19 protein-coding genes are annotated in these 19,080 nt (G+C 69.1%); 8 read left to right on the forward strand and 11 right to left on the reverse strand.

Features of this window, described 5'->3' with window-relative positions:
• Positions 1-7: 7 nt before the first annotated feature.
• Positions 8-793, forward strand: coding sequence for a LysR family transcriptional regulator (locus JNUCC0626_RS22280; RefSeq protein WP_394621712.1), 786 nt, complete (start codon positions 8-10; stop codon positions 791-793).
• Here the strand turns inward: JNUCC0626_RS22280 and JNUCC0626_RS22285 are convergent.
• Positions 768-1,319, reverse strand: coding sequence for a hypothetical protein (locus JNUCC0626_RS22285; RefSeq protein ID WP_285646243.1), 552 nt, complete (start codon positions 1,317-1,319; stop codon positions 768-770). The genes JNUCC0626_RS22280 and JNUCC0626_RS22285 overlap by 26 nt on opposite strands.
• Before the next feature lie 99 nt (positions 1,320-1,418).
• Between JNUCC0626_RS22285 and JNUCC0626_RS22290 the strand changes: the two genes are divergently transcribed.
• The gene (locus tag JNUCC0626_RS22290) at positions 1,419-1,940 is read left to right on the forward strand and encodes an HNH endonuclease (protein ID WP_394621713.1); all 522 of its coding nucleotides are present in this window, start codon (positions 1,419-1,421) and stop codon (positions 1,938-1,940) included.
• Positions 1,941-2,030: 90 nt separating this feature from the next.
• Here JNUCC0626_RS22290 and JNUCC0626_RS22295 read toward each other — a convergent pair whose 3' ends face one another.
• The 3 genes from JNUCC0626_RS22295 to JNUCC0626_RS22305 form a co-directional block, all read right to left on the reverse strand.
• Entirely contained in the window at positions 2,031-4,853 is a 2,823-nt protein-coding gene (locus JNUCC0626_RS22295; protein WP_394621714.1) for a vitamin B12-dependent ribonucleotide reductase, read from the reverse strand.
• A 67-nt stretch (positions 4,854-4,920) separates the two neighbouring features.
• The gene (gene nrdR, locus JNUCC0626_RS22300; RefSeq protein ID WP_394621715.1) at positions 4,921-5,391 is read right to left on the reverse strand and encodes a transcriptional regulator NrdR; all 471 of its coding nucleotides are present in this window, start codon (positions 5,389-5,391) and stop codon (positions 4,921-4,923) included.
• 274 nt (positions 5,392-5,665) lie between these two features.
• The gene (locus JNUCC0626_RS22305; RefSeq protein WP_394621716.1) at positions 5,666-5,938 is read right to left on the reverse strand and encodes a hypothetical protein; all 273 of its coding nucleotides are present in this window, start codon (positions 5,936-5,938) and stop codon (positions 5,666-5,668) included.
• A gap of 234 nt (positions 5,939-6,172) precedes the next feature.
• On the opposite strand from JNUCC0626_RS22305, the gene lexA reads away from it, so the two are divergent.
• Positions 6,173-6,850: a transcriptional repressor LexA gene (lexA, locus tag JNUCC0626_RS22310; protein WP_394622075.1), complete on the forward strand. Its 678-nt coding sequence runs from the start codon at positions 6,173-6,175 to the stop codon at positions 6,848-6,850.
• Positions 6,851-6,905: 55 nt separating this feature from the next.
• Here the strand turns inward: lexA and JNUCC0626_RS22315 are convergent, their stop codons facing one another.
• Positions 6,906-7,964 carry an SAVED domain-containing protein gene (locus tag JNUCC0626_RS22315; protein WP_394621717.1) on the reverse strand — a complete coding sequence of 353 codons (1,059 nt, stop codon included), beginning with the start codon at positions 7,962-7,964 and terminating at the stop codon, positions 6,906-6,908.
• Between the two features lie 123 nt (positions 7,965-8,087).
• Between JNUCC0626_RS22315 and JNUCC0626_RS22320 the strand changes: the two genes are divergently transcribed.
• Both JNUCC0626_RS22320 and JNUCC0626_RS22325 read left to right on the forward strand, forming a co-directional pair.
• Complete coding sequence (locus JNUCC0626_RS22320; RefSeq protein WP_394621718.1) at positions 8,088-9,347, forward strand: helix-turn-helix domain-containing protein; 1,260 nt, start codon at positions 8,088-8,090, stop codon at positions 9,345-9,347.
• On the forward strand, positions 9,344-9,994 hold the full coding sequence (locus JNUCC0626_RS22325) for a toll/interleukin-1 receptor domain-containing protein (RefSeq protein WP_394621719.1): 651 nt from the start codon (positions 9,344-9,346) through the stop codon (positions 9,992-9,994). Before JNUCC0626_RS22320 ends, JNUCC0626_RS22325 begins: the two co-directional genes overlap by 4 nt.
• Here the strand turns inward: JNUCC0626_RS22325 and JNUCC0626_RS22330 are convergent.
• From JNUCC0626_RS22330 to JNUCC0626_RS22340, 3 genes are read right to left on the reverse strand one after another with little or no spacing between them, the layout of a single operon-like run.
• Entirely contained in the window at positions 9,991-10,902 is a 912-nt protein-coding gene (locus tag JNUCC0626_RS22330; RefSeq protein ID WP_394621720.1) for a hypothetical protein, read from the reverse strand. The genes JNUCC0626_RS22325 and JNUCC0626_RS22330 overlap by 4 nt on opposite strands.
• Positions 10,903-10,937: 35 nt before the next feature.
• The gene (gene hflX / locus JNUCC0626_RS22335) at positions 10,938-12,401 is read right to left on the reverse strand and encodes a GTPase HflX (RefSeq protein WP_394621721.1); all 1,464 of its coding nucleotides are present in this window, start codon (positions 12,399-12,401) and stop codon (positions 10,938-10,940) included.
• A gap of 25 nt (positions 12,402-12,426) precedes the next feature.
• Positions 12,427-12,927, reverse strand: a complete 501-nt coding sequence (locus JNUCC0626_RS22340; RefSeq protein WP_394621722.1) for an ArsR/SmtB family transcription factor — start codon at positions 12,925-12,927, stop codon at positions 12,427-12,429.
• A gap of 57 nt (positions 12,928-12,984) precedes the next feature.
• On the opposite strand from JNUCC0626_RS22340, the gene JNUCC0626_RS22345 reads away from it, so the two are divergent.
• Both JNUCC0626_RS22345 and JNUCC0626_RS22350 read left to right on the forward strand, forming a co-directional pair.
• Entirely contained in the window at positions 12,985-14,226 is a 1,242-nt protein-coding gene (locus JNUCC0626_RS22345) for an MFS transporter (RefSeq protein ID WP_394621723.1), read from the forward strand.
• Positions 14,219-15,100, forward strand: a complete 882-nt coding sequence (locus tag JNUCC0626_RS22350; protein ID WP_394621724.1) for an SMP-30/gluconolactonase/LRE family protein — start codon at positions 14,219-14,221, stop codon at positions 15,098-15,100. Before JNUCC0626_RS22345 ends, JNUCC0626_RS22350 begins: the two co-directional genes overlap by 8 nt.
• A 32-nt stretch (positions 15,101-15,132) precedes the next feature.
• Here the strand turns inward: JNUCC0626_RS22350 and dapF are convergent, their stop codons facing one another.
• The 3 genes from dapF to JNUCC0626_RS22365 are packed head-to-tail and all read right to left on the reverse strand — an operon-like array spanning position 15,133 to position 17,500.
• Positions 15,133-15,927, reverse strand: coding sequence for a diaminopimelate epimerase (gene dapF / locus JNUCC0626_RS22355; protein ID WP_394621725.1), 795 nt, complete (start codon positions 15,925-15,927; stop codon positions 15,133-15,135).
• The gene (gene miaA / locus JNUCC0626_RS22360; RefSeq protein WP_394621726.1) at positions 15,915-16,823 is read right to left on the reverse strand and encodes a tRNA (adenosine(37)-N6)-dimethylallyltransferase MiaA; all 909 of its coding nucleotides are present in this window, start codon (positions 16,821-16,823) and stop codon (positions 15,915-15,917) included. Before miaA ends, dapF begins: the two co-directional genes overlap by 13 nt.
• The gene (locus JNUCC0626_RS22365; RefSeq protein WP_394621727.1) at positions 16,820-17,500 is read right to left on the reverse strand and encodes a class III extradiol dioxygenase subunit B-like domain-containing protein; all 681 of its coding nucleotides are present in this window, start codon (positions 17,498-17,500) and stop codon (positions 16,820-16,822) included. The genes miaA and JNUCC0626_RS22365 overlap by 4 nt, the downstream gene beginning before the upstream one ends.
• 171 nt (positions 17,501-17,671) lie before the next feature.
• On the opposite strand from JNUCC0626_RS22365, the gene JNUCC0626_RS22370 reads away from it, so the two are divergent.
• Positions 17,672-19,024: a DUF349 domain-containing protein gene (locus tag JNUCC0626_RS22370; protein ID WP_394621728.1), complete on the forward strand. Its 1,353-nt coding sequence runs from the start codon at positions 17,672-17,674 to the stop codon at positions 19,022-19,024.
• Positions 19,025-19,080 lie beyond the last annotated feature (56 nt).

Here is a 19,080-nt window from a genome sequence, read left to right on the forward strand (position 1 = left end):
TGGTCACATGGATTTGGACCTCCGCAAGCTGCGCTACTTCGTTGCGGTGGCGGAGCATCTGAACTTCGGCCGGGCCGCCGAGGCCCTGCACATCGCGCAGCCGGTGTTGTCGCGGCAGATCCGTGCTTTGGAGGCCGAACTCGGTGCGCAGTTGTTCGACCGGTCGTCGTCGGGCACGGTTCTGACGGGTGCCGGGGTGCGGTTGTTGGACGACGCGCGGCCGTTGCTGGCCTCGGCCTCGGCTTTGGTGCGGCGGGTGGGGGTGGAGTCGTTCACCGTCGGGTTCATGCCGGGGTTGATCGTGACGCCGGCGGTGCGGGTGCTGGCTTCTCGGCATCCCGGGCTGCGGATCGACGTGCTGCGCACCACCTGGGAGGACCAGGTCGAGGTGATCCACGACGGGCGGGTGGACGTCGGGTACGTGCGGTTGCCCGTGGTGGTGGACGGGCTTTCTTGCGTGCCGTTGTTTTCAGAGCCGCGTGTTGTGGTGTTGCCTGTTTCGCATCGGTTGGCGGATAAGGAAAGTGTGCTGGAGGCGGACCTCGCCGGGGAGCTGCGCGTGCACCACGCGACGATGCCGGAGATCCGGACGGTCGAGGAGAAGCTGGAGCACGTCGCGTTGCACGGTGGTGTGGCCGTGTTGCCGTTGTCGACGGCGGTGTTCTACTCGCGCGAGGACCTCGTGCACGTGCCGGTCTCGGACATGGCACCCGACGAGGTCGCACTGGCGTGGGCGGCGCACCGGCAGACGCCGCTGCTCGCCGAGTTCATCGCGATAGCCCGGCAGGTGTGAAGACGAAGCTGTCGCGGAAGCCGCCGTCGCCCCGTCGCGTCGCCATCAGCCGCAGCTCCGGCATGAAGTGGAAGAACACCAGCGAGCCCGAGCGGTCCGGGTAGCCGAGCGTCTTCGAGTACTTGGGGTTCGTGCCGCCCAGCCACAACGGCGGTTCGCCGTACTCGGCGATGACGTCGTCGAGCAGGCAGTCCCGCTCCCCCAGCACGCCGGGGATGCGGCTGTCGGCGTCGAGGCTCAACCAGCCCTGGCGGTGCGCGAGGTCCGCGTACACCGACGCCATGACGTCCTCGCTGCGGTGACCGAGGGCCTCGTGCACCGCGCCGCTCACCATCGCCGCGTTGGCCGCGCCGCGCTTCACCAGCGCGTCGAGCTCGTTCTGCCACCGGTCGGTGCGGTCGTCGGCGAACGCCAACGCGTCGAGGAGGGTGAGGATCACCGCCTCACCGCCGTACATGCCAGGACGCCGGACAGCGGCGTTGAGCTGACCGAGCAGGTACCGGCGTAAGTCGTCGAACGAAGGCATCTCTCCCCCTTACTGCGAGATGTTCTATCAGTTGCGAGGGGGTGAAACGGAATCGCCTTCGTCACCGACAGGGGAGGCAACGCCCTGGGGAAGGATCACATGCGCATCAGCAACCAGCAGATCGTCGCGCACTGGGTCGAGCACGAGGTCGACCTCGTCATCGACTGGAGCACCGCACACGAGAGATGCTGGCGCTGCGGTTACAGGTCCTCACTGGAGCAACACCTCGTAGTGCCCGCGTCCATGGGTGGCAGTCGCACCACGGACAACGTCGTGCTGCTGTGCGGGCGGTGCGTCAGCGAGTCGCCCAGCCACGTCGATCCGCAGTACCTGTGGCGGTGGCTGCGCGCGACGTCGACGCCGTCGTTCGACACGTACTGGACGTTGCGCGGGTGGGAGGAGTTCGAGGTCATCTTCGGGCGCAAGCCGCTGGAGTGCTTCGAGGAGGCCTCGGTCGACCACCGGTCGTTGAACGCGGAGTGCCGGGCGCTGGCGGCGGACGAGTTCGCCAAGACGGTGGTGCGGTTCGGGGAGGGGCGGCTCAACCCGTCGACCATCGCTTGTGTGATCGCGGAGGTCGAAAAGAAGCTGGCGGACCGCCACGGCATCTCACTGCCGTGACGACCCGCCACTTTTGTTACAGGGTCTAACCAAAGCGACTGGCTACAGCGTCTGGCCCCGCAGTCGACTGCGGGGTCAGACGGTCAGCGATCAGCTGCAGCCGGAGGTGCTGCCGCAGCCCTCGCACAGGTAGCACGAGCCGGCCGGACGCATCTTCGTGCCACAGGTCATGCACAGCGGCGCGTCGGCGGCCTTGCCCAGGTGCAGCTCGAGCAGTTCGGTCGAGCTGCCCACCTGCTTCGGGGTGTCGACGGTCGCCTCGACCTGCGCCGGGGCGGCCTCGACGGAGCCGCGCAGGCCCTCGAGGTCCACGTCGGACGACGCCGGGGCGCCGTACTCGCCCGCCACCTGGGCCGAGCGCTCGTCGGCGGTGAAGATGCCGAGCTGCGCGCGCTTGTCGTACGGCAGGTAGTCGAGCGCGAGGCGGCGGAACAGGTAGTCGAGCACCGAGGTGGCGATGCGGACGTCCGGGTCGTCGGTCATGCCCGCCGGCTCGAAGCGCAGGTTCTGGAACTTCGAGACGTAGAACTCGAGCGGGATGCCGTACTGCAGGCCGACCGAGATGGACATCGAGAACGCGTCCATCACGCCGGCGAGGGTGGAGCCCTGCTTGCCGAGCTTGACGAAGATCTCGCCGAGGCCGTTGTCCGGGTAGGAGCCGGCGTGCAGGTAGCCCTCGGCGCCGCCGACGGTGAACGACACGGTCTGCGACGGGCGCTTCTTCGGCAGGCGCTTGCGGACCGGGCGGTACTCGACGACCGTCTCGGACTTCTTCTCCTCGGCCTTGGCCGACTTGCCGGCCGAGAGCGGCTGGCCGACCTTGCAGTTGTCGCGGTAGATCGCGAGCGCCTTCAGGCCGAGCTTCCAGCCCTGGTAGTAGATCTCCTCGACGTCCTCGACCGTCGCCGTCTCCGGCATGTTGACGGTCTTGGAGATCGCGCCGGACAGGAACGGCTGGGTGGCCGCCATCATCCGCACGTGGCCCATGGGCGCGATGGAACGCTCGCCCATGGCGCAGTCGAAGACCTCGTAGTGCTCGCGGCGCAGGCCCGGCGCGTCGACGACGTGGCCGTGCTCGCCGATGAACTCGACGATCGCCTCGACCTGCTCGTCCAGGTAGCCGAGGGCCTTCAGGGCGCGTGGCACCGTCTGGTTGACGATCTGCATCGAGCCGCCGCCGACGAGCTTCTTGAACTTGACCAGGGCCAGGTCCGGCTCGATACCGGTGGTGTCGCAGTCCATCATCAGGCCGATGGTGCCGGTGGGGGCCAGCACGGACGCCTGGGCGTTGCGCCAGCCGTTCTTCGCGCCGATCTCCAGCGACTGCTGCCAGGCCTCGGTCGCGACCTTGTGCGTGGCGGAGTCGTTGCCGCCGTAGGTGCGGATCAGGTCGTTGGCGGCGGCGTGCTTGCGCATGACGCGCTGGTGCGCGGTGGCGTTGCGCTTGTAGCCGTCGTAGGCGCCGACCATGCCCGCGAGCTCCGCGGAACGGCGGTACGAGACACCGGTCATCAGCGAGGTGATGGTCGCGGCGAGCGCGCGGCCGCCCTCGGAGTCGTACGCGTGGCCGGTCGCCATCAGCAGCGCGCCGAGGTTGGCGTAGCCGATGCCGAGCTGGCGGAACTTGCGGGTGGTGTCCGCGATCGGCTCGGTCGGGAAGTCCGCGAAGCAGATCGAGATGTCCATCGCGGTGATGATCAGCTCGACGGCCTTGGCGAACGTGACGGCGTCGAAGCGGCCGTCGTCACCGAGGAACTTCATCAGGTTGAGCGACGCGAGGTTGCAGCTCGAGTTGTCGAGGTGCATGTACTCGGAGCACGGGTTGGACGCGGTGATGCGGCCCGACTCGGGGCAGGTGTGCCAGTCGTTGATCGTGTCGTCGTACTGGATGCCGGGGTCGGCGCACTCCCACGCGGCCTTCGCCAGCTTGGTGAACAGGCCCTTGGCGTCGATGCGCTCGATGACCTCGCCGGTCTGGCGGCCGCGCAGGCCGAAGTCGTTGCCGCCCTCGTACGCGTGCATGAACTCGTCCGAGACGCGGATCGAGTTGTTCGCGTTCTGGTACTGCACCGACACGATGTCCGCGCCGCCGAGGTCCATGTCGAACCCGGCGTCGCGCAGCGCGCGGATCTTGTTCTCTTCCTTCGCCTTGGTCTCGATGAACTCCTCGACGTCCGGGTGGTCGACGTCGAGGACGACCATCTTGGCCGCGCGGCGGGTGGCGCCACCGGACTTGATGGTGCCCGCGGACGCGTCGGCGCCGCGCATGAACGACACCGGGCCCGACGCGGTGCCGCCGGAGGACAGCAGTTCCTTCGACGAACGGATGCGCGAGAGGTTCAGGCCGGCACCGGAGCCGCCCTTGAAGATCAGGCCCTCCTCGCGGTACCAGTTGAGGATCGACTCCATGGTGTCGTCGACCGCGAGGATGAAGCACGCGCTGACCTGCTGCGGCGAGCTCGTGCCGACGTTGAACCACACCGGCGAGTTGAAGCTGAACACCTGGTGCAGAAGCATGTAGGTGAGCTCGTGCTCGAAGATCTCGGCGTCCGCGTCACCCGCGAAGTAGCCGTGCTCCTTGCCTGCGCCCACGTACGTCTTCACGACGCGGTCGATCAGCTGGCGCAGCGACTGCTCGCGCTTCTCGCTGCCGACGGCACCGCGGAAGTACTTGCTGGTGACGATGTTGGTGGCGTTCACCGACCACGCCTCGGGGAACTCGACACCGCGCTGCTCGAAGTTCACCGAGCCGTCGCGCCAGTTCGTCATGACGACGTCGCGGCGCTCCCACGTGACCTCGTCATAGGGGTGGCGGCCTTCGGTGGTGTAGACGCGCTGGACCTTCAGCGCGGCAGGCTTGGCAGCCGCCCGTGCGGCTGTCTTCTTGGCTGAGCCGCCGACGGTCTCGGTCACGGTGGATCTCCCTCGTGCTGGTGCTTAGGAAAAAGATGGTTGCCTCACGCGCTTAAGTGCGCGCGGATCACTGCTCGGCCGGTACGTCCTCGGCTCTCGCAGTGCGAAGATCAAGAATTTCCTTCTCGAAGTCCTCGACGGACGAGAAGGACCTGTAAACGCTCGCGAAGCGCAGATAAGCGACTTCGTCGAGCTCCCGCAGGGGGCCGAGAATGGCGAGACCGACCTCGTGGCTCGCGATCTCCGCACACCCCGTCGACCGGATCGACTCTTCCACCTGCTGTGCGAGCACCTGGAACGCGTCCTCGTCGACCGGGCGGCCCTGGCACGCCCTGCGCACGCCGACGACCACTTTGTCGCGACTGAAAGGCTCCGTCACGCCGGAGCGCTTGACCACGGCGAGAACCGCTTCTTCGACCGTGGTGAACCTGCGGCTGCAGCTGTTGCAGGAGCGCCGACGACGGATCACCTGACCCTCGTCGACCTCGCGGGAGTCGACCACCCGCGAGTCCGAATGGCGGCAGAACGGACACCGCACGCCACCTCACCCCTTCCCCCGCGCAGCATCCACTGCAGCAGCCACACTGGTCGGGTTACCCACAACCTGTGGACTACTTACAACGGTGCAACCACTAGATGTAGGGGTAGAACCTAGATCGCAACCCAACCCCTGCGCAACTCGACACGGCGCATCGCGTGTCACCCTGTTGGGCGAACCACCGACGATCAGCGGCGATTACGCAAAAAAGCCCGCCAGTGACGGAGCGTTCACGTCACCAGCGGGCACCGAAACACAAGATGTAGGGGCAGACCTACGGGGTGACCCCCGCCTGCTGTAGGTAGAGCACGCCGAGCGCGACCACCGTGAGTGCGCTCAAGACGCCGACCGCCACGAGTTCGAACAACGACTCGCGCTTTGGACGGACCTCGCACGAGCTCGACTCGCGCTTGGCGGGCACCACGACGGGGTGCGGCCTCGTGGCGGGTCGTCGCGGCATGACCCGGGGACCCGAACGGAGTGGACGTCCTGCTGCGACATCCGCGTCCTCGACTACGCGCAACCGCTTCTCGACGACTACCGCCATCACGACCTCCATCGCAGGTCAGCCATCTTGATCGAACAGGGGTTCGATCGAACGTCCGTGCGAATTTCTACCAGACCCTCTCTTCGAACGCCACAACACGCGCCCAAATACCTCGAACAGGTGTTTGATCTGTGCAGCAAACACGACTACCGTCGACCACGAAGATCGACGGAGGCCGGAATCCCATTCGAACTGGGGGCGGCGAGGAGGACAGCGACCGTGGCAGGCAAGACGATCGACCCGGATCCCGCGCTGGTGGAGACACAGCTGAACGAGATCGCGGGGAACGCCGGCCTGACTCTGCGTCAGCGCAAGGTGCTCGACGTTATCCGCGACTGGGTCGACCGCTTCGGCTACCCGCCGAGCGTGCGCGAGATCGGTGAGGCCGTGGGTCTCACGTCGACCTCGTCGGTCGCGTACCAGTTGCGCGCGCTGGAGCGGAAGGGCTTCCTGCGCCGCGACCCGAACCGCCCGCGCGCGGTCGGGATGCTGCCCAACGAGATCGACGCCGGTCTCGACCCGATGTCCAAGCCGACGCCCGCATACGTGCCGATGCTCGGCCGGATCGCCGCCGGTGGGCCGATCCTGGCGGAGGAGTCGATCGAGGACGTGTTCCCGCTGCCGCGCGAGATCGTCGGTGAGGGCGAGCTGTTCCTGCTGCGCGTCGTCGGTGACTCGATGATCGACGCCGCGATCACCGACGGCGACTGGGTCGTGATCCGCAAGCAGCCCACCGCCGACCAGGGCGAGATCGTCGCCGCCATGATCGACGGCGAGGCGACCGTGAAGACGTTCAAGCGCAAGGACGGCCACGTGTGGCTGATGCCGCACAACCCGGCCTACCAGCCGATCAACGGCGACGAGGCCACCATCCTGGGCAAGGTCGTGACCGTGCTCAGGCGCCTTCCGTAGTTCTTCCCGACGGCCCGCTGCCCAGCTCCAGTCAGCTGGACGGCGGGCTGTCGCATTAGAACGGAAAGGCTTCGTAGGTGTTCCCGGCGGGGTCCTGCGCGTAGGCGGTCCACCGGCCGTGGTCCCGCGAGGCCAGGCGGGCGCCGAGCACGACCGCCATCGCCAGCGGGCAGCTGAGGAAGATCGCGTGCCGTCCGGTGCGCGCGCTTTCGTTCAGCGACGCCCCCTGCCACTCGCGGCAGACCAGGTCCACCACACCCGCGAGTGCCGACGCACTCCCGTTCCGCAGTGCGGGCGGTGGCGTGATCATCAGCAACTGGCCGATCCCGTCGCGTGTGCAGGTGGCCTTGACCTGGCCGAAGTACTGGTCACCCGCGCCGTGCAGGTCCAGCGCGATGGCGACGCGGGTCATGTCACCGTTGCCCACGTGCAGGAGCCGGCCGTAGTACGACGTCACCTCGCCGTCGACGGCTCGCGGTGACAGCAGCGGAACGCTGATGGTGGTCCCGCCCGACCCGATCTCGTGCACCACCACTTCGCGGGCGAAGGGGTAGTCCGAGATCTTGGCTCCGAACAGGAAGCCGACGTTCTCCGCCATCGCCGGGAACAGGTTGATCGCGGTGGCACTCGGTGCGGCCCACTGCGCCCACCCGGACGCTTCCGCGGTCTTGTCGGCGAAGTCGTCCAGCACACCGCGATCACCTGCGTCCAGGTCGACGTTGACCTTCAAGGTGTACTCGCACAGGGACTTGCCGACCTTGTCCGCGCGCTGCTCCAGCTGACGGATCCGGGCGTGTCCGCCGCGCGGGCCGGCCGCGGCCACCACGATGCCGGTCTCCGTCCGGCTGCCCACCGTCCCCCGCTGCCGCAGGCCGAACAGGACGGCCGCCAGACCCGCGAGCGCGAGCGCCAGGAACCACCAGCGCCCGTCCACCTCACCAGCCACGAAGCTCTTCGCGAACTCAACGCCGAAGGTCGTGACCAGGGCACCGCCCACCGCGATCTGCGAGGTCCCGTCCGCGACCGCGGCCATCACGCTGCTCCACCTGCTCGGCGGCTCGCTGGGCCCTGCCACCGTGAGTCTGGCCAACACCGGCCGTTTCGCCCTTGTCATCGCATCCACCCCGTCCGCGCGTCACCACCAGCATAGGTCGTCCTCTTCTAGAGTTTCCTAATTGGGAAACCAGCTGCTCATGATGCATACTGGCCCAGGATGTTGACCTGGACGAGGTGGGCAATGGACAGATCAGAGGAGTTCGGGGCCGAGCTTCGGCGTCGTCGCGCCGCCGCCGGCCTGACGGCCACCGAGTTCGCCGCGCGCGTCCGCTACAGCAAGGGCTTCGTGAGCAAGATCGAGACCGGCAAGAAGGCGCCGAGCACGCAGTTCGCGCGGGTCGCCGATGCCGTTCTCGAGGCGGACGGGCAGCTCATCGCGCTGCACGAGAAACCCTTCGCGCCGCGAGTCGAGCCTCCGGCTTCGCCTCCACCTGCCCGGCCCGTCCCCGAGGACGTTCCGGCCGCGACGCCGCGTCTGCTCGACGACACCGAGGCCGAGCAGACGCTGTCCGCGTTCGAAAGCATGTACGACGAGGTCCGCAAGCTCGGTCAGACGCTCAACCCGTCGGTGGTGGCGAGCATGCTCGTTCCCCACATCGCCGCGCTCGAGTCGCTCGCGGACGCTCTGCACGGGCCGATGCGCAACGACGCCCTGCGGCTGACCGCGCACTTCACCGACTTCACCGGCTGGATGACCCAGGAGGCGGGAGACGACGTCACCGCGCGCGCCTGGATCGACCGGAGCGCGGCACTCGCGCAAATCATCGGGGACGACGACATGATCGCCCACGCCTACGTGCGCAAGGCGAACATCTCGCTGTACCAGCAGGACGCGTACGGCACCATCACGTCCGCCAAACAGGCGGGCACGTTCGCGCGCACTCCGCGCAGGCTCAGTTCCTGCCTGTCCCGCGAGGCCCAGGGGCACGCGCTCGCGGGTGACTTCCGGAGTTTCCGCACCTGCATGGATCGCGCGGTCGAGCAGGACGCGCTCGCCGAGAGAGAGCGGCGGGCGCAGAGCGGCCCGGTCGCCGGCCCGACGCGAATCCTGAATCCCCTGAAGCTGGCCGAGGGGTGGTCTCTGTACGACCTGGGCATGCCCGCCGAGGCCGTCGAGGTCCTCGCCCCGGAACTGGACGACGACCAGAAGACGAACGGCAGGGCGTGGGCGAAGATCGCCGCCCGTCTCACGCTGGCACTGGCGAGCCTGCGCGAGATCGGTCGCGTCTGCGCCCTGACCGAGGAGCTCCTCCAGGTGTCGGCGGTAGCGCACTCCGCGACGATCCGCAGCGATCTGCGTCAGCTGGCCAGGATGCTCAACCGCTGGAACTCGGACCCGGCGGTGCGCGAGCTCGCGCCCAAGTTGTCCGCGGCGCTGGTGCCCACCTCCGGTGGTCCGCTGCCGGGCGCCTCCCCCACCGACCTGAAGAGGCGCTGGTGACGAGCATCTTCCTCTGCTACCGCTCGGCGCACGACGCCTACGTGGCCGCGTACCTCGACGAGAAGCTCTCCCAGCTGTTCGGGCGTGACGACGTGTTCCGGGCGACTCGGTCGGTGGCACCGGGCGAGAGCTACGACAAAGCGATCATGGGAGCGCTGGAGAGCTGCCGGGCGATGCTGGTGGTCATCGGCCCCACCTGGCGTGACGAGCTCGCGGCCCACGACGACGCCCAGGAAGACTGGGTGCGCATCGAGATCACCAAGGCGCTGGCGCACAACAAGAAGGTCATTCCGGTCCTGCTGAGCCGCACTCCGCGGCTGACAGCGAACGAACTGCCGCCGGACATGGTCGACCTGGCCAAGCAGCAGCACGTCAAGTTCGAGCACCTGGAACCAGCGGAGGACCTGGACCGGCTGGTCGCGGTGCTCGAGCAGGCTCTGGGCCTGCACGAGGGCGAGGCCCTGCAGCGCGTCGGCGACGACGAGTTCACCGTGCACTGCGAACCGGGCGACGACGGCCGGGTGGAGGTGGACGTCGTGCAGCGGAACACCGGCGGGGCGATCGTCGGACGCCTGACCGGTCGCGTCCGTGCGGCGGACCTGCCTCGGATGGCCGCGTTCCTCGCCGATCCCCCGAAGGAGTCCTAGGCGCGGCGGCGCAGGCGCAGGCCGATGACGAGGGCGGCGACGAGCACGAGGCCGCCCAGGGTCAGGGCCAGCGGCCAGTTCTGCCACGACGTCGACGCGGGCTCGGCGGCCTGGGGTTCGTCCGCGGCCGCCGGGGGTGGCGTCGTGGTCGTCGGCGGCGGGGGCTGGGCCAGGGCCGCGGCGCCCGCGACGGCTCGGATCGGGGTGCCGACGCCCTCGGAGGCGGACAACAGGGTGCCGTCCGGGTCGAACGCGACGGCCTCGCCCTGGGGTTCGTTCGGCAGGGGGACGCGGACCGGGTCGCCGGCCAATGCCTTGAGGACGTCGCCGTCGGGGACCGGGTAGAGGTACGCGTCGGTGTAGGTGCGCAGGGCGATGACGGAGCCGTCGGCGGTCTGGGCGGCACCGGTCACCAGGCGTGAGTCGAGGGTGCCCTCCAGGGGGCCGCCCGGGGTGTCCGTCGTCGACAGCGACACGCGCGCGACCTGCTCCATCGGAACTGATATATCGGTTCGAAGGGGGCCTGTCGGGCGATATACCAGTGCGGAACCCAGGGGTTCCTTGGTGATGATGTACGGCGTTCCGGACTTGTCGATGATCAACGCCTCGGCGTCGTGCTTGCCGTCCGGGTAGGTCAGGCGGTACCGCTCCACGGCGCCCGAGGGCGAGACCTTGTGCAGGGCGACCGTGGGGCGGGACTTGTTGTTGTCGCCGGTGTCGGACGCCCAGAGGGTGCCGTCCGGCGTCATCGCGAGGTCCTCGACGTCGAACGGGTCGACGGGCGCGGTGATCGTGCGCTTCACGACGCAGTCGCGGCCCATGACCTGGATGCGCAGCGTGCCGTTGTCGCTGTCGCTGACGGCGAAGAAGTCGGTGCCGTTGGACGTGAGCCCGGAGAGCTCCTGCATTGCTACCGGGCACACGTCCACCGGTGGAGGCGGGATCAAGCAGGCGTTCCGTTCGTCGCGAACTCCTCGAGCACGCCGGCGAGGTCCGGGCGCACGCGGGCGGACAGCAGCGTGCCCGACTCCGTGTGCTTCTCGGACAGGATCTCGCCGTCGCGGTGCACGCGGGCGACGACCTCGCCGCGCGCGTACGGCACGAGTGCCTCGACGACGACCTCGGGACGCGGCATCAGCTCGGCGATGCGCACCCGCAGTTCCTCGATGCCGACGCCCGCGTGCGCCGACACGAACGACGCGTCCGGGAACAGGTGGCGCAGCCGCGCCATGCCCAGGTCGCCCACCGCGTCGATCTTGTTCACGACGAGCAGCTCGCGCGGCATCGGCGTGCCGGACTCCTCGTTGATCTCGGCGAGGACCTCGCGCACGGCCTTGACCTGCTTCTCCGGCATGCCGTCGGAGCCGTCGACCACGTGCACGAGCAGGTCGGAACCGCCGACCTCCTCCAACGTGGAGCGGAACGCCTCGACCAGCTGGTGCGGCAGGTGCCGGACGAAGCCGACCGTGTCCGTCAGCGTGTACGGCAGGCCTTCGGGCGTCAGCGCGCGGCGGGTCGTCGGGTCGAGGGTGGCGAACAGCGCGTCCTCCACCAGCACGCCCGCGCCCGTCAGGGCGTTGAGCAGCGACGACTTGCCCGCGTTGGTGTAGCCCGCGATCGCGATGCTCGGGATCTCGTTCGCCGTGCGGCGGCCCCGCTTGGTCTCGCGGACGACGCCGATCGCGGCGATCTCGCGGCGCAGCTTGGCGATGCGCGCGCGGATCCGGCGACGGTCGGTCTCGATCTTGGTCTCACCGGGACCACGCAGACCCACACCGCCGTTGCCGCCACCGGCACGACCACCGGCCTGCCGGGACAGCGACTCACCCCAACCACGCAGGCGGGGCATCAGGTACTGCAGCTGCGCCAGCTCGACCTGCGCCTTGCCCTCCTTGGACTGCGCGTGCTGCGCGAAGATGTCCAGGATGAGCGCGGTGCGGTCGATGACCTTGACCTTGAGCTTCTCCTCCAGCTGACGCAGCTGGCCGGGCGAGAGCTCGCCGTCGCAGATCACCGTGTCGGCGCCGGTCGCCTGCACCACGTCGCGCAGCTCGGAGACCTTGCCCGAGCCGATGTACGTCGCGGCGTCCGGCTTGTCGCGCCGCTGCACGACGCCTTCGAGGACCTCGGAACCGGCGGTCTCGGCGAGGCGGGCGAGCTCGGCCATCGACGCGTCGGAGTCCGCCGCGGTGCCCTCGGTCCACACCCCGACCAGCACGACCCGCTCCAGGCGAAGCTGGCGGTACTCGACCTCGGTGACGTCCTGAAGTTCGGTCGACAACCCCGCCACGCGGCGCAGAGCGGCACGCTCGACGCGTTCGAAGTCGCCGGTCGAGAAGTCTTCCTCCTCGTCCCACGTGGCGTCGAACTCGGGGTCGAACTCTGTGCTCTGGATGTTTTCCGTCATTTGCCCTTCATCGTCCCACGGACAGTTAGTCCCCCGGATACACCGCGAGGTAGATCGCCACACGGGGAACATCCGGCTTGACCGGTTGCGCGGCCAGCTCATCCATCAACGACGCGAGCCGCTGCTTTAGTTCCTCCGGGTCGACGGTGACGACCAGACGGCTCTGATCCACGTCACTGAGCCCGATGTCGGCAACCTCGCCGAGGAAAGCGTGCAACATCGCCTCACCGACGGCGACCGCATTTTCGCTGTTGTCGAGCTGCCAGGACAGTCCTGTCGACCGATAGGGGATTTCTTTCGCCCCCCGGTTGCCCGCGCGTGGCGGCATCGCCTCGAGGAATCCGGCGGCGACGAGCTTGCGCACGTGGTGCAGCGTCGTGGCCGGGTCCTTGCCGAGCCGTTCGGCCAGCTCCTTGTTCGTGAGCGGGCGGTCGAACGTCATGCGGATCATCCGAATCCGCAGCTCAGAGCTCAGCGCGGCCGCTTCCTCCTGCGTCGCGGGGCGTCGCTTCCTGGAAAGTGGCACGGGTCGAGCGTACCAAGTGATTGACAGTTTCCAATCACTTGACGCAGACTCCCCGCCATGGCGCTTTGGGGGCACCCCGACTTCCGCAGGCTCTGGATGGGCGACACCATCAGCCAGTTCGGCGCGAACGTGGGGATGACGGTGATCCCGCTGCTCGCGGCGGGTGTGCTGAACGCGACACCGTTCGAGATGGGTCTGCTCGCCGCGGCGAGCACGATGGCGTTCCTGGTGATCGGCCTGCCCGCCGGGGTCTGGGTCGACCGGATGCGCCGCAAACCGCTGATGATCGCGATGGACGTCGCGCGCGCCGCGCTGATGCTGAGCGTGCCGCTCGCCTGGTGGCTGGGCCTGCTCGGGCTGCCGCAGCTCATCGTGGTGAGCCTCGCCGTGGGCGTGTGCACGGTGTTCTTCGACGTCGCCTACCAGTCGTACCTGCCGTCGCTGGTCGGGCGCGGCCAACTCGTCGAGGGCAACTCGAAGCTCCAGGCCAGCCTGTCGGTGGCGGAGGTGTCCGGCCCGGCCATCGGCGGGTACGGGGCCCAGTTCCTCGGCGCGGCCAACAGCGTCCTCGCGACCGGACTCGGCTACCTGAGCTCGGCGTTCTTCCTGATGCGCATCCGGACGGCCGAGCCGGCTCCGGAACGGCACCCCGACCCGCACCTGCGCCGCGAGATCATGGAGGGGCTGCGGTTCGTCTTCGGCAACGTCACCCTGCGCATGATCGTGGCCTGCACCGGCACGTCGAACTTCTTCCACGGCATCCAGAACGCCGTGCTGATCCTGTTCCTGCTCCAGACCGTGCGCCTGAGCGAGGGCACCGCGGGACTGGTGCTGAGCGCGGGCGGCGTCGGCGGTGTGCTCGGCGCGGCGTTCGCGTACAAGATCGGACTGCTCGTAGGCCAGGCCAGGATGATCTGGCTCATCCCGGTGCTGACCTGGCCGTTCACCCTGGCGTTGCCGTTCGTCTCGGACGGCTGGGGCCTGGTGCTGCCGATGGTCGGACTGGCGATCAGCGTGTTCGGCATCGTCGTCTACAACGTCGGCCAGGTGAGCTACCGGCAGGCGATCTGCCCCGACCACCTGCTGGGGCGGATGAACGCCTCGATCCGCTGGGTCGTGTGGGGCTCGACGCCGCTGGGCGCGCTGCTGGGTGGCGGGCTCGGCACGTGGATCGGCGTCGTGCCGACGCTGTGGGTGTCGCTGGTCGGCTCAGTGGGCGGGATGGTGTGGCTGCTGGTGTCGCCGTTGCGGACTATGCGCGACCTGCCCACCGCGTCTAGCGTCGAGGCCCATGGCTGATACGAAGGTTGTGCGCGAGGGTCTTCACTTCGGCGAGGGGCCGCGACGCGGTCCTGACGGGCGCCTCTACTACTCCGACTTCTACGCGGGCGAGGTGCACGCCCTCGACCTCGCGACAGGTGACGACGAGGTCGTCGTCGCCTTCGACGGGCAGCCGTCGGGCCTCGGCTGGCTGCCTGACGGGCGGTTGCTCGTCGTCTCGATGCTCGACCGCACGGTCCGCCGCCTCGACGGCGACGACCTCGTCGTCCACGCCGATATATCGGATATCGCGACCTTCCACGCCAACGACATGCTCGTCGACGCCGAGGGCCGCGCGTACGTCGGCAACTTCGGCTTCGATCTGCACGGCCTGATCGACGAGGTCGGCATCCCGCATCTGCTCGAACCCGACTTCGACCCGCTCGGCGCCTCACTCGCCCTCGTGCAGCCCGACGGCTCCGTCGGCGTCGTCGCCGAGGACCTCAAGTTCCCGAACGGCATGGCGCTGCTGGCCGATCCGGCCGGCGAGTCGGAGAGCGGCCAGATCCTCGTCGTCGCCGAGACCGTCGCGTTCAAGCTCACCGCGTTCTCCGTCGACCTCGACGGGTCGTTGCGCGGCCGCCGGACGTGGGCCGAGGTCAAGGAGCACGGGATCGCGCCGGACGGGATCGCGGGCGACGGCGACGGCGTGTGGGTGGCGCCGGCGTTGCAGCCCGCCGTGTTCCGGGTGACCGAGGGCGGGACGATCACGCACCGGGTCGAGACGACGCAGACGGTGTTCGCCGTCGCCGTCGTCGACGACCGCCTGGTGTGCCTGACCGCGCCCGACTCGAACCCGAAGGTGGTCAGGCCGGAGCGGCTCGGGAAGATCGAGGTCTACGACCTGAACTGATATATCGCAGCCGATATATCAGATGCCGAAGATCAGACGAGGGCGTCCCACCAGGACTTGTCGAGCTCGCCGCGTGCGACGAGCACGGCGGGTCCGGTGAGGGTCGACGTCGTCGGCTCGACGGTCACGAAGACCTGACCGCCGAGGACGTCGACGGTCGCCGACCCCGTCGTGCGGCCCTGGCCCGCGAGCCACGAGGCGACGGACGCGACGGTGCCGGTGCCGCACGAGCGGGTCTCGCCGACGCCGCGTTCGTAGACGCGCATCCGCAGCGCGCCGTCACCGATGACGTTGATCAGCTCGACGTTCACGCCGTGCGGGAACATCACCGGGTCGAAGCCGGGCGGCACGGTCAGGTCGAACGACTCGACCGGCGTCTCGGTGACGCACGCGAGGTGCGGGTTGCCGACGTCGACCGCGAACCCGCCGATGCCGGCGCCGTCGACGGCGGCGATCGAGGTACCGGTGACGCGGGCGGGGCCCATGTCGTTGGTGACGGAGCCGTCCGGGTGCGTCGTCACGGTGCGGTCGCCCGCGCGCGTGCCCACGACGAACTCGCCCTGCGGCTGGTGACCGGCGTCGACCAGGTAGCGGGCGAAGACGCGCAGGCCGTTGCCGCACATCTCGGCGATGGAACCGTCCGCGTTGCGGTAGTCCATGAACCACTTGCCGTCTACCCGCACCACGCGCAGGACGCCGTCCGCGCCCAGGCCGCGCTGCCGGTCGCACAACGCCTGGACGCGCGCGACGGTCAGGTCCAGCTGGTCATCGAGGTCGGGCAGGACGACGAAGTCGTTCTCCGTGCCGTGCCCCTTCACGAACTCCACGGCACAAGGTTACCGGCGGCGGTCAAAAGATCCGGGTCAGCACCGTCGAGCCAGGTGATGCGCTGGTCACGCCGGAACCAGGAACGCTGGCGGCGCACGAACCGGCGGGTGGCGCGTTTGGTCTCCTCGGCGGCGAAGTCGATCGTGCAGGCTCCGTCCATTGCGGACAGCACCTGCTGGTAGCCGAGCGCGCGGGATGCGGTCTTGCCCTCGCGCAGCCCGATCCGGACCAGCGCGCGCACCTCCTTCTCCAACCCGGCGGCGAACATCGCGTCCACCCGCTGGTCGACGCGCGAGTCCAGTTCGGACACCTCGCGGTCGACGCCGATCTGGACGGTGCCGTAGCGGGCGGGGCCGGGCTTGGGGAGGTTCGCCGAGAACGGCTGCCCGGTCAGCTCGATGACCTCCAGCGCGCGCACGATGCGGCGGCCGTTGGACGGCAGGATCGCGATCGCGGCGGCCGGGTCGAGCTCCTGCAACCGCCGGTGCAACGCCTCGGAGCCGAGCGACGCCAGCTCGGCCTCGAAACGCTCGCGGACGGCGTCGTCGGTGCCGGGGAACTTCAGGTCGTCCAGCACGGCCTGGACGTAAAGTCCCGAACCTCCGACGAGGACCGGCACCCGACCGGCGTCCAGCAACGACTCCACGACGGCCCTCGTCTCGCGCTGGTAGGCGGCGACGGACGCGGTCTCGGTGACCGACAGGACGTCGAACAGGTGGTGCGGCACCCCACGGCGTTCGGCCAGAGGCATCTTGGCCGTGCCGATGTCCATGCCCCGGTAGAGCTGCATGGCGTCGGCGTTGACGACCTCTCCCCCGAACCGTTCCGCGAGCAGGACAGCCAGGTCGGACTTGCCGGTGGCGGTAGGACCGACCACGGCGATAGGCGCAATCACGGGCGCTCCCAGACAGCGACGTGGTAGCCCACGCCGAACGGTGCGAAGAACTCGGCGGACGAACAACGCCACGGGCCGGGCACCCCGGCGAGGACCTGCCACGCGGCCCTGCCCTGCGCGCCCAGCTCGGCGGCCAGCTCGACGTCGAGGCCGAGCAGGCCGTCCACGTCGGCGCCGGCCAGCAGACCGTGGACCAAGGAGTCAAAAGGTCCCGAACGCTCGTCGTCCGCTCCTGGCGAACGCGGACCGTGCCGCGTCGATCCGTCACCGAGGACCAACAGCCCGCAGTCCTCCGCGGCGAGTTGTTGTCCAAACGAGACACAGTCCGAAACGGGCAGGTCACGGGGAACGAGTTCAACGCGTGACACCTCGACCGCGCAGCGTTCCCGCAGCCACGCGGTGATTAGCACTGGCAACGGAATCGTGGCGTCCGCGGGCAGATCACCGCCGAGTGACGCCCGCACATCGACCCCATAACCGAGAAAACTTCCCGACAACGGTGGTGTGTAGGTCGCCCGCCCTCCGTCGTCGACCGCGACGGCGATCCACGGACCTGGCAGTTTCCCTGCTGCCGCAAGGGTTGCGGCGCGCACGGACTCGGTTTCCAAAGCGGCGCCGGACACCAGTTCTGGCACCAGAAGAGGCGGGTGCGGCACCACCGCAGCGCGGGTGATCACAACGAACGAGGCTACCTATCGTGGACTCCCAGTACCGAGTCGAGCTCTGACCTGTTTGAATGCGCGCGGGGAACTGGGGACGGGAGACCCTCCAGCGCCCGTATCGCACTGGCCCCGCCTGGTGGCGGGGCGCCCGTGGCAGGCACGGGCGTCAGACGGGAGGAACCGGCGATGTCGGAGCAGGACAGCACACCGCAGGCCGTGGCGGAGAACGCACCGGTCGAGGGTGCAGCCGAGGGTGTGGTCGAGAAAACGCCGAAGGAGACCGCCGCGGCGCCCGCGAGCACCCCGGCCGTCCCCGTGGCGTCGGACCACCCTGACCGCTGGGGGCGCGTGGACGCCGACGGCACCGTGTACGTGAAGACCGAGGACGGCGAACGCGCGGTCGGGTCGTGGCAGGCCGGGGAGCCCGTCGAGGGTCTCGCGCACTTCGCGCGGCGCTTCGACGACCTGCGCACCGAGGTCGAGCTGCTCGTGTCGCGGCTCGCGTCCGGCGCCGGCGACCCCAAGCACGCCCTGACCAGCGCGAAGCACGTCAAGGAGCAGCTGGCCGAGGCCGCCGTCGTCGGTGACCTCAAGGCACTGGCCGCCCGCGTCGAGCACGTGCTGGAGCGGGCCGAGGCCGGCATGGAGAAGGCGAAGGAGGCCAAGGAGGCCGCCCGCGCCCAGTCCGTGCAGCGCAAGCAGGCGCTCGTCGACGAGGCCGAGTCGATCGCCAACGAGTCGACGCAGTGGAAGGTCGCGGGCGACCGGCTGCGCCAGATCCTCGACGAGTGGAAGACCATCCGCGGCGTCGACCGCAAGACCGACGAGCAGCTGTGGCGCCGGTTCTCGAAGGCCCGGGACGCGTTCAACCGCCGTCGCGGCTCGCACTTCGCGGACCTCGACCGCCAGCGTTCGGTCGCGAAGGCCTCCAAGCAGGAACTGGTCGACGAGGCCGAGAAGCTCGTCAACTCCGACGACTGGGGCCCCACGGCCGGTCGCTACAAGGAGCTGATGGTCGAGTGGAAGGCCGCCGGGCGTGCGCCCAAGGAGGCCGACGACGCGCTGTGGCAGCGGTTCCGGGCCGCGCAGGACGCGTTCTTCCAGAAGCGCTCCGAGGCCTTCAGCGAGCGGGACGCCGAGTTCTCGGCCAACGCGAAGCTGAAGGAGGAGCTGCTCGCCGAGGCCGAGGGCATCGACCCGTCGGGCGACCTGGAGGCGGCGCGCAACGCCCTCTACAAGATCCAGGAGCGCTGGGACGCGATCGGCAAGGTGCCGAGGGAACGCATCCGCGAGCTCGAGGGCAAGCTCCGCACCATCGAGGAGCGGGTCCGCGGCGCGGTCGACGCCCAGTGGCGCCGGTCCGACCCCGAGGCCGAGGCCCGCGTGGCGCAGTTCCGCGAGCGCGTCGAGCAGTTCGAGGCGCAGGCCGCCAAGGCCCGTGCCGCGGGCGACAAGCGCCGCACCGAGCAGGCCGAGGCGCAGGCCGCCCAGTGGCGCGAGTGGCTCGCCGCCGCTGAGCAGGCCCTGGCGACCCGCTAGAGGTTCTAACGACCGAGAGCCCCTCCTCCAGCCGGAAGAGGGGCTCTCGGTCGTTT

Source organism: Lentzea sp. JNUCC 0626, assembly GCF_043632865.1.
In the GTDB taxonomy this organism is placed as follows: domain Bacteria; phylum Actinomycetota; class Actinomycetes; order Mycobacteriales; family Pseudonocardiaceae; genus Lentzea.

Excerpts from the sequence above, each read along its gene's own strand:
- JNUCC0626_RS22280 (WP_394621712.1), top strand. The coding sequence starts at position 8 with ATGGATTTGGACCTCCGCAAGCTGCGCTACTTCGTTGCGGTGGCGGAG.
- JNUCC0626_RS22285 (WP_285646243.1), bottom strand. The coding sequence starts at position 1,319 with ATGCCTTCGTTCGACGACTTACGCCGGTACCTGCTCGGTCAGCTCAAC.
- JNUCC0626_RS22290 (WP_394621713.1), top strand. The coding sequence starts at position 1,419 with ATGCGCATCAGCAACCAGCAGATCGTCGCGCACTGGGTCGAGCACGAG.
- JNUCC0626_RS22305 (WP_394621716.1), bottom strand. The coding sequence starts at position 5,938 with ATGGCGGTAGTCGTCGAGAAGCGGTTGCGCGTAGTCGAGGACGCGGAT.
- JNUCC0626_RS22315 (WP_394621717.1), bottom strand. The coding sequence starts at position 7,964 with ATGACAAGGGCGAAACGGCCGGTGTTGGCCAGACTCACGGTGGCAGGG.
- JNUCC0626_RS22320 (WP_394621718.1), top strand. The coding sequence starts at position 8,088 with ATGGACAGATCAGAGGAGTTCGGGGCCGAGCTTCGGCGTCGTCGCGCC.
- JNUCC0626_RS22330 (WP_394621720.1), bottom strand. The coding sequence starts at position 10,902 with ATGCAGGAGCTCTCCGGGCTCACGTCCAACGGCACCGACTTCTTCGCC.
- hflX (WP_394621721.1), bottom strand. The coding sequence starts at position 12,401 with ATGACGGAAAACATCCAGAGCACAGAGTTCGACCCCGAGTTCGACGCC.
- JNUCC0626_RS22345 (WP_394621723.1), top strand. The coding sequence starts at position 12,985 with ATGGCGCTTTGGGGGCACCCCGACTTCCGCAGGCTCTGGATGGGCGAC.
- JNUCC0626_RS22350 (WP_394621724.1), top strand. The coding sequence starts at position 14,219 with ATGGCTGATACGAAGGTTGTGCGCGAGGGTCTTCACTTCGGCGAGGGG.
- JNUCC0626_RS22370 (WP_394621728.1), top strand. The coding sequence starts at position 17,672 with ATGTCGGAGCAGGACAGCACACCGCAGGCCGTGGCGGAGAACGCACCG.